Source organism: Streptomyces synnematoformans, from assembly GCF_039531005.1.
Taxonomy (GTDB): Bacteria; Actinomycetota; Actinomycetes; order Streptomycetales; family Streptomycetaceae; genus Streptomyces; species Streptomyces synnematoformans.
Genome location: NZ_BAAAPF010000596.1, coordinates 1 through 1,951 on the forward strand (window position 1 = coordinate 1; position 1,951 = coordinate 1,951).

Consider the following 1,951-nt stretch of genomic DNA (forward strand, 5'->3'; position numbering starts at 1 on the left):
CCCGCCGGCACGGCCGGGCCCGCCCGGCCGCCGCCGGGGCACCGGGCGCCGGCGTGGCCCGCGCGGTGCGGGACCGGCTGGCGGACGAGCTGACGGACCCGCCGTCGCTGGCGGCGATCGGCTGCGACCTCGGGCTCTCCCGGTACCAGGTGCTGCGCGCGTTCCGGGACGCCATGGGCATGCCCCCGTACGCCTGGCTGGCGCAGCACCGGGTGGAGCGGGCGCGGGGGCTGCTGGAGGCGGGGCACCGGCCGGCGGAGGTGGCGGGTCTTGTGGGGTTCGCGGACCAGGCGCACCTGACGCGGTGGTTCCGGCGGGTGCTGGGCGCGACGCCGGCGGCGTACCGCCGAAGCGTGCGCCCGTAGCCCCGGTTCCCCCTCCCGCGGCACCGCTCTCCCGCAATCCCATTCAAGACAGCCGGCCCCTCCGCCGCGGACGCTGACCGGCATGACTGCACGCGGCTGGGTCCTCTTCCTCCTCATGGGCGTCATCTGGGGAGTCCCGTATCTGATGATCAAGGTGGCGGTGGACGCGGTGTCACCGTCGGGGGTCGTCTTCGTCCGGTGCGCGCTGGGCGCGCTCGTCCTGCTGCCGCTCGCGCTGCGCGGCGGCGGGCTGGTCCGCACCGTACGGACCCACTGGGCGCCGATGCTGGCCTTCGCCTGCATCGAGATCATCGGCCCGTGGTGGACCCTGACCGACGCCGAGCGGAAGCTGTCCAGCGCCATGGCCGGCCTGCTGATCGCCGCGGTGCCGACGATCGGCGTGATCCTCGCCCGCCTCCTCGGCGACGAGGAGCGCCTGGGCCACCGCCGCCGGCTGGGCCTCGGGCTGGGCCTCGCGGGCGTGGCGGTGCTGGCGGCGCCGGAGCTGAGCGGCGGCTCGGCGTGGGCGATCACCGAGGTCATGCTCACGGCCCTCGGCTACGCCACCGCCCCGCTGATCATCGCCCGCCGGCTCAAGGACGTGCCGACACTCCAGCTCATCGCCCCCTGCCTGCTGCTGGCCGCGATCGTCTACGCCCCCGCCGGCATCGCCTCCTGGCCGGACACCACCCCGTCGGCCAAGGTCCTCGCCTCCCTCGCCGGCCTCGGGGTGCTGTGCACGGCGCTGGCGTTCGTGGTCTTCCTGGAGCTGATCCGCGAGGTGGGCCCCACGCGCGCGGTGGTCTTCACCTACGTCAACCCGGCGGTGGCGGTCGCCGCGGGCGTCGCCTTCCTCGGCGAGCCGCTGACGGCCTCCTTCGCCGCCGCCTTCGTCCTCATCCTGGCCGGCTCCTTCCTGGCCACCGCCGCCCCCGCCACCCCGGGCCCGCCCCCGGGCCCGCCCCCGGGCCCGGCCCCGGGCGGCGACGGCGGGACCGCCGCTGCGACTACCATGGTCCCCACGGCGGACGAGCCGGCCGGGCGGTCGCGTCGATCCCACCCAGGGGTCGCCGAGGAACGTCCGGGCTCCACAGGGCAGGGTGGTGGGTAACGCCCACCCGGGGTGACCCGCGGGACAGTGCCACAGAAAACAGACCGCCGGGGGCTGCGGCCCCCGGTAAGGGTGAAACGGCGGTGTAAGAGACCACCAGCGCCCGGGGCGACCCGGGCGGCTAGGTAAACCCCACCCGGAGCAAGGTCAAGAGGGGCCGCGGAAGCGACCCTGCGCGGACGACCGAGGGCGGCCCGCCCGAGTCCGCGGGTAGACCGCACGAGGCCGGTGGCAACACCGGTCCCAGATGGATGACCGCCTCCCCGCGGACCGCAAGGCCCACGGGAGACAGAACCCGGCGTACAGGCCGACTCGTCCGCCTCCACGGCCCTGAAAGTGAGGGCAGGCGACGCACCCCGGGAGACGACCTGCTCGATGCGTCAGAACGCACTCATGGCCGCGGGCCCGCGCGGCCTCACGTCCGGGATCTCAGCACGTCGACCTCACAGCCCGGCGCGAACGGGTCGAAGCCGTG

General features: G+C 75.6%; 1 protein-coding gene, 1 other RNA gene and 1 pseudogene. All 3 read left to right on the forward strand.

Translation table 11 applies throughout. From position 1 onward, the window contains the following. Positions 1-365 (forward strand): helix-turn-helix domain-containing protein (locus tag ABD317_RS36380; protein ID WP_344296245.1); only part of this gene is annotated, 365 nt, incomplete at its 5' end. Between the two features lie 145 nt (positions 366-510). Continuing rightward, a pseudogene (locus ABD317_RS36385) lies at positions 511-1,227 on the forward strand (DMT family transporter); the annotation flags it as partial. Positions 1,228-1,394: 167 nt separating this feature from the next. Next, positions 1,395-1,795: RNase P RNA component class A (gene rnpB, locus ABD317_RS36390), an RNA gene on the forward strand. The last annotated feature ends 156 nt before the right edge of the window (positions 1,796-1,951 follow it).